The 6,338-nt window shown below is 68.3% G+C and carries 5 protein-coding genes; 3 read left to right on the forward strand and 2 right to left on the reverse strand.

What is annotated here, in order from left to right:
* Positions 1-82: 82 nt before the first annotated feature.
* The gene (locus tag AC07U4_RS07220; RefSeq protein ID WP_495194910.1) at positions 83-790 is read left to right on the forward strand and encodes a FadR/GntR family transcriptional regulator; all 708 of its coding nucleotides are present in this window, start codon (positions 83-85) and stop codon (positions 788-790) included.
* Between the two features lie 186 nt (positions 791-976).
* On the opposite strand, the gene AC07U4_RS07225 is transcribed toward AC07U4_RS07220, so the two are convergent.
* Positions 977-2,758 carry an IlvD/Edd family dehydratase gene (locus AC07U4_RS07225; RefSeq protein ID WP_495194911.1) on the reverse strand — a complete coding sequence of 594 codons (1,782 nt, stop codon included), beginning with the start codon at positions 2,756-2,758 and terminating at the stop codon, positions 977-979.
* Between the two features lies 1 nt (position 2,759).
* Entirely contained in the window at positions 2,760-3,851 is a 1,092-nt protein-coding gene (locus AC07U4_RS07230; protein ID WP_249340505.1) for an aldose epimerase family protein, read from the reverse strand.
* 158 nt (positions 3,852-4,009) lie between these two features.
* Between AC07U4_RS07230 and AC07U4_RS07235 the strand changes: the two genes are divergently transcribed.
* A complete protein-coding gene (locus AC07U4_RS07235) occupies positions 4,010-5,320 on the forward strand; it encodes a sugar MFS transporter (protein ID WP_038661556.1) in 1,311 nt (436 codons plus the stop codon).
* Positions 5,321-5,333: 13 nt separating this feature from the next.
* Entirely contained in the window at positions 5,334-6,233 is a 900-nt protein-coding gene (locus AC07U4_RS07240; RefSeq protein WP_495194912.1) for a 2-dehydro-3-deoxygalactonokinase, read from the forward strand.
* The last annotated feature ends 105 nt before the right edge of the window (positions 6,234-6,338 follow it).

The following is a 6,338-nucleotide window of genomic DNA, read 5'->3' on the forward strand; positions in this document are numbered from 1 at the left end:
CTAGCCCGGATGCCGCGACGCGCCAAGGCTTCCCAACGGCAGGCACCCCGCCTAGGTTTGTCTGACAACAAGGGGAGAGTGGATGGCCAAGGGTGAACGGCGCGAGCCCGCGCATACGGTGATCGCGCGCGATCTCGGCATCGCCATCGTCACCGGCCAGCACCCGCCCGGCAGCGTCATCCCCGGCGAGATCGACATCGCCGGCCAGCGCGGCGTCTCGCGCAGCGTCGTGCGTGAATCGCTGCGCATGCTCTCGGCCAAGGGGCTGGTCGAGAGCCGGCCGAAGTCGGGCACGCGGGTGCGCGAGCGCGCCTTGTGGAACCTGCTCGACCCCGACGTGCTCGCCTGGATGTTCGAGGGCGAGCCGCCCGCCACCTTCGTGCGCAGCCTGTTCCAGCTACGCATGATCGTCGAGCCCGCCGCCGCCGAGATGGCGGCGACCTTCCGCACCGCCGACCAGCTCGCCCGCATGGACGCGGCGCTGACCCGGATGGCGACGCACGGCCTCGACACGCCCGATGGTCAGGCCGCCGACCAGACCTTCCACAATGCGATCCTCGAGGCGACGGAGAACGAATTGCTCGTCAGCCTCTCGGGCAGCATCGGCTCGGCGGTGCGCTGGACGACGATCTTCAAGTTCCGCGACCGCCGCCGCCCGCGCGATTCGATGCCGCAGCACCGCCGGCTGTTCGACGCGATCGCCGCCCGCGACCCCGCCGCGGCGCGCGACGCGACGATCGTCCTGCTGCAACAAGCGCATGAGGACACGGAACGGCTGCTGCGCGCGTGAGGGCGTGAGGGCGACACAAAAGCCACGCCCAACCCTTTTCGTCATCCCGGCGCAGGCCGGGACCCATGGACACGATGAACAAGCGGCAGCGCGCCGCCACCAACCAAGCCGCATCATGGGTCCCGGCGTCCGCCGGGATGACGAGGGGGGCGGCGGCGCCGCACCGGCCACCCGCCCCCACCCGCATCAATGGTTGTCGCGCGGCAGGCCCATCGTCTGCGCGATGCGCTGATACTTTTCGGCGCCCTCCAGAATCGCACCGGTGTTCATCTGGCCGACGACCGCGCGCTGGATCTCCTGCCACGGCGTCTGCGACGCGGGATAGGCATAGCCGCCCGCCGCCTCGAGCGCGGCACGGCGCTCCATCAGCTCGGCCTCGGAGATCAGCACGTTCGCCGTCCCGGTGTTGAGGTCGACGCGCACCCGGTCGCCAGTCTTGAGCAGCGCGAGGCCACCCATCGCCGCCGCCTCGGGCGAGGCGTTGAGGATCGACGGCGAACCGCTCGTCCCCGACTGGCGGCCGTCGCCGATGCACGGCAGCGCATGCACGCCCTCGGTGATCAGATACGCTGGCGGCCGCATGTTGACGACCTCCGCCGCGCCCGGATAGCCGATCGGCCCCGCGCCGCGCATGAACAGCAACGTCTCGGGCGTGATCCCGGTCGCTGGATCGTCGATCCGGTGATGATAATCCTCCGGCCCGTCGAACACGACCGCCGGCCCCTCGAAGGCGTTGAGATCGCCGGGGTTGGACAGATAGCGGCCGCGGAACTCGGGCGAGATCACGCTGGTCTTCATCACCGCCGCGTCGAACAGATTGCCCGACAGCACGATGAAGCCCGCATCCTCGACCAACGGCTGGTCGAAAGGACGGATCACCTTCTCGTCCTCGATTTCGACGCCGCGGCAATTCTCGCCCATCGTCTTGCCGTTGACGGTCAGCGCACCCTCGTGGATCAGCCCCTGTTCGATGAGCTGGTTGACCACCGCGGGGACGCCGCCGGCGCGATAATAATCCTCGCCGAGATATTCGCCCGCCGGCTGCAGATTGACCAGCAGCGGCACCTTGTGCCCCTCGGTCTCCCAATCCTTGATCGGCAGGTCGACGCCGATATGGCGAGCGATCGCGGCGAGATGGATCGGCGCGTTGGTCGAGCCGCCGATCGCCGAATTAACGCGGATCGCATTGTGGAACGCCTCCTTGGTCAGCACGTCGGAGGGCTTGAGATCCTCGTGCACCATCTCGACGATGCGCTTGCCGGTGAGGTACGACACCTCCTGCCGGTCGCGATACGGCGCGGGAATCGCCGCCGAACCGGGCAGCGACATGCCGAGCGCCTCGGCGAGGCTGTTCATCGTCGTCGCGGTGCCCATCGTGTTGCAATAGCCCGTCGACGGCGCCGACGAGGCGACGAGGCGGATGAATTCGGCATCGTCGATCTCGCCCGCGGCGAGCAACTGGCGCGCCTTCCACACGATCGTGCCCGAGCCGGTGCGCTCGCCCTTGTGCCAGCCGTTGAGCATCGGCCCCACCGACAGCGCGATCGCCGGGATGTTGACCGTCGCCGCCGCCATCAGGCAGGCCGGCGTCGTCTTGTCGCAGCCGATCGTCAGCACGACGCCGTCGAGCGGATAGCCGTACAGCGTCTCGACGAGGCCGAGATAGGCGAGGTTGCGGTCAAGCCCCGCGGTCGGCCGCTTGCCCGTCTCCTGGATCGGATGGACGGGGAATTCGAGGACGATGCCGCCCATCTCGCGCACGCCCTCGCGCACGCGCTCGGCGAGCACCAGGTGATGGCGGTTGCAGGGCGACAGGTCGCTGCCGGTCTGCGCGATGCCGATGATCGGCTTGCCCGATTGCAGTTCCTCGAGGCTCAGGCCGAAGTTGAGATAGCGCTCCAGATAGAGCGCGGTCATGTCGATATTCGCCGGATTGTTGAACCAGGCGCGGCTGCGCAATTGCGTCATCTTATTTGGCCACCGAGAGTTTGTAGATCATGACGTGACGATACGGCTTGCCGGGATCGACCCGGGCCGAGGCGAAATTGGGTTTGTTGGGCGCATCGGGAAACTTCTGCGGCTCCAGCGCGACGCCGTCGCCCATGCGATAGACGTGGCGGCTCTTGCCGATATAGCTGCCGTCGAGGAAGTTGCCGGTGTACATCTGCACGCCCGGTTCGGTGCTCGACACTTCGAGCACGCGCCCAGAGGCGGGGTCTTCCAGCCGCGCGGCGAGGCCAGGCGTCGCCGTCACGCCCTTGTCGAGCGCGAAATTGTGATCGTAGCCGTGGCCCATGACGATCTGCGGATCGCGGCCGTCGCGCACGCCGTCGGCGAGGATGCGGCCGTTGCGGAAGTCGAACACCGTGCCCGCGACCGGGCGCAGCTCGCCGGTCGGCACCAGATTGGCGTCGACGGGGGTGATCGCCTTCGCCGGAATCGTCAGCTTGTGGCCGAGCGCCCCCATCGGCGATCCCTCGCCGGCGAGGTTGAAGATCGCGTGGTTGGTCATGTTGACCACCGTCGGCTTGTCGGTCTTCGCGCCGAAGGCGATCGTCAGCGCACCGTCGTCGCTCAGCGTGTAGGTGATCGTCACGTCGAGCTTGCCGGGATAGCCCTGGTCGCCGTCGGGGCTGGTCAGCGCCATCGTCACCGAGCCGTCCTTGACCGCGACGATGCGCCACGGCTGCTTGTCAAAGCCGACCTTGCCGCCGTGCAGCGAATTGACCTTGTCGTTGAGCGGCAGCTGGTAGCTCTTGCCGTCCAGCGTGAACTTGCCGCCGCCGATGCGATTGGCGAAGCGGCCGACCGTCACGCCGAAATAATTGGGATGTTCGGCATAATCCTTGGCGTCGTCATAGCCGAGCAGTACGTCGGCGACCTTGCCGTTGCGGTCCGGGCCGGAGAAGGCCTGCAACGTCGCGCCATAGGTCAGCACCCGCGCCGAGACGCCGTTCGCCGCCGACAGCGTCACCGCCTCCACCGCGGTGCCGTCGGCGAGCGTGCCGGCCGAGTCGCGTCGCGCGGTCGCGGCGTCCGCCTGCGCGGCGATCATCGCCATGAACCCGACGCCTGCGATGATGAGTGCCTTTCGAAGCTTCATTGCCCCCTCCTTGGATGCATCCCCGGCATTGACCCGGCGTGTCGGGGCTATATAGTCTGACAAATACCCGGCGCGCAAGGCAGCCGAGCAGCGCGACAGGCGGAGAGGACGAGATTATGGCAGGACCGATTGGGGTAACGACGAACGGCGCGGCACCCGCCGCTTCAGGCGGGGGCGGATCATACCGTAAGGCGTTGAGCCTGTTGGCGAGCCTCTTCTTCATGTGGGGCTTCATCACCGTCATCAACGGCGTGCTGCTGCCGCATCTGCGCTCGGTGTTCGAGCTGGATTACACGCAGACGACGCTGATCGAATCGGTCTGGTTCATCGCATACTTCTTCGCCTCGATTCCGTCGGCCAAGCTGATCGAGCGGGTCGGCTATCAGCGCGCGATCGTCATCGGCCTGCTGATCATGGCCGCCGGCGCGCTCGGCATGACGCTCGCCGCCAGCCTGCCCTCCTATGGCGTGACGCTCGTCATGCTGTTCGTCATCGCCAGCGGCATCACGCTGCTGCAGGTCGCGGCGAATCCGTACGTCACCGTCATCGGGCCGCCCGAGACGGGCTCGTCGCGTCTCAATCTGGTACAGGCGTTCAATTCGCTCGGCACGACGCTCGCGCCACTGTTCGCCGGCTATCTGATCCTCGGCCGCAGCCGCAGCGGCACCGCCGAGGCCGGCGCGACGATCAGCCAGGCGCAGCGTTATGCCGACGCCCAGTCGGTCATCCTGCCCTACGTCCTCGTCGCGATCGTGCTGGTCGTGCTCGCGGTGGTCATCGCCCGCTTCCCGCTGCCCGCGCTGGGCGGCGCGACGCAGCGCGCCGCCAAGGCCGACCGCCACCAGCATTCGCTGTGGAAGCATCGCAACCTGGTGCTCGGCATCCCGACGATGATCGCCTATCTCCTCGCCGAGATCGGCGTCGCCAACCTGTTCGTCAATTTCGTCTCGCAGCCGCAGATCGCCGCGACGACGCACGAACAGGCGTCGCGTTATCTGTCGCTGCTGTGGGGCGGGATGATGGTCGGCCGCTTCGCCGGCAGCTTCATCATGCAGAAGATCGCGCCGGAACGCGTGCTCAGCGTCTTCGCCTTCGGCGCGCTGATCGTCGTCGCCATCGCCACCTTCACCACCGGGCCGGTGGCGATGTGGTCGCTGATCGCGGTCGGCCTGTTCCATTCGATCATGTTCCCGACGATCTTCACGCTGGCGATCCGCGGCCTTGGCCCGCTCACCGAAGAAGGCTCGGGGCTGATGATCATGGCGATCGCCGGCGGCGCGCTCGTCGTCGTGCAGGGCTGGCTCGCCGACCGCTACGGCCTGCAGAATTCGTTCTTCCTGACCATGGCGTGCGAGATCATCGTGCTCGCCTACGCCTTGTGGGGATCGAAGCCGACGGCCGACCTCGGCGACCAGACCGTAGCCTGAGGACGTCCCACCCGTGACCAGCGGAACACCGCCCCGCGACGGCGCGATCATCGCCGTCGACTGGGGGACGACCAACCGCCGCGCCTATCGGATCGCGGCGGACGGCAGCATCGGCGATCATCTGCGCGACGATCGCGGCGTGCTGGCGATGGCGGCGGCGGACTATCCCCCCGCACTCGCCGCGCTGCGCGAGCGGCTCGGCGACCTGCCGGTGATCGCCGCGGGGATGATCGGCTCGACCCGCGGCTGGCACGAAGCGCCCTACGTCCCCGCCCCGGCCGATCTCCCTGCGCTCGCCGGCGCGGCGCTGCGCATCGATGCGGCCGGGCTGACCATCGTCCCCGGCGTCTCTTTGCTCACCGACACCCGCGCCGACGTGATGCGCGGCGAGGAATTGCAGGTGCTCGGTGCGATCGCCGCCGGCCTCGCCCCCGCCGATGCCGTGTTCTGTCAGCCCGGCACGCACAACAAATGGATCGTCACCGAAGCCGCGCGGATCGTCGACGTCGCAACGGTGATGACCGGTGAGCTGTTCGCGCTGCTCAAGGGCCATGGCATTCTCGCCGGCATGCTCGACGGCGTCGTCACCGACGGCCCCGCCTTCCGCGCCGGCATCGCGCGCGGCGCCGGCGCGACCGACCTCGGCACCGCCTTGTTCGAGGTGCGCGCCAGCGTCCTGCTCGGCCACCGCGCGCCCGACGAAGCCGCCGCTTATGCCAGCGGCGTGCTGATCGGGTCGGACGTCGGCGCGCGCGCGATCGACGGCCGCACCGTGCATCTGCTCGCCGAGGGCGCCCTCGCCGACCTCTACAAGGTCGCGATCGAGGCGCGCGGCGGCGTCACCGTCGCGGTCGACGCCACCGCCGCCTTCCTCGGCGGCGTCCACCACCTGCGCGGGTATCTCGGACTGTGACCGCGCCGTCGCAATATCCCCGTCACCCCGGCCTCGAGCCGGGGTCCCGCTTCTTTCTCTTCTCCCCCTCTTCCTCTTCCTCCTCTCTCCTTCTCTTTTCTCTCT

The organism is Sphingomonas sp. GW821-FHT02B09 (genome assembly GCF_059421875.1).

What these genes read in the sequence shown, in the direction of transcription:
- AC07U4_RS07220 (WP_495194910.1), top strand. Translation starts at nt 83, where the DNA reads ATGGCCAAGGGTGAACGGCGCGAGCCCGCGCATACGGTGATCGCGCGC.
- AC07U4_RS07225 (WP_495194911.1), bottom strand. Translation starts at nt 2,758, where the DNA reads ATGACGCAATTGCGCAGCCGCGCCTGGTTCAACAATCCGGCGAATATC.
- AC07U4_RS07230 (WP_249340505.1), bottom strand. Translation starts at nt 3,851, where the DNA reads ATGGCGATGATCGCCGCGCAGGCGGACGCCGCGACCGCGCGACGCGAC.
- AC07U4_RS07235 (WP_038661556.1), top strand. Translation starts at nt 4,010, where the DNA reads ATGGCAGGACCGATTGGGGTAACGACGAACGGCGCGGCACCCGCCGCT.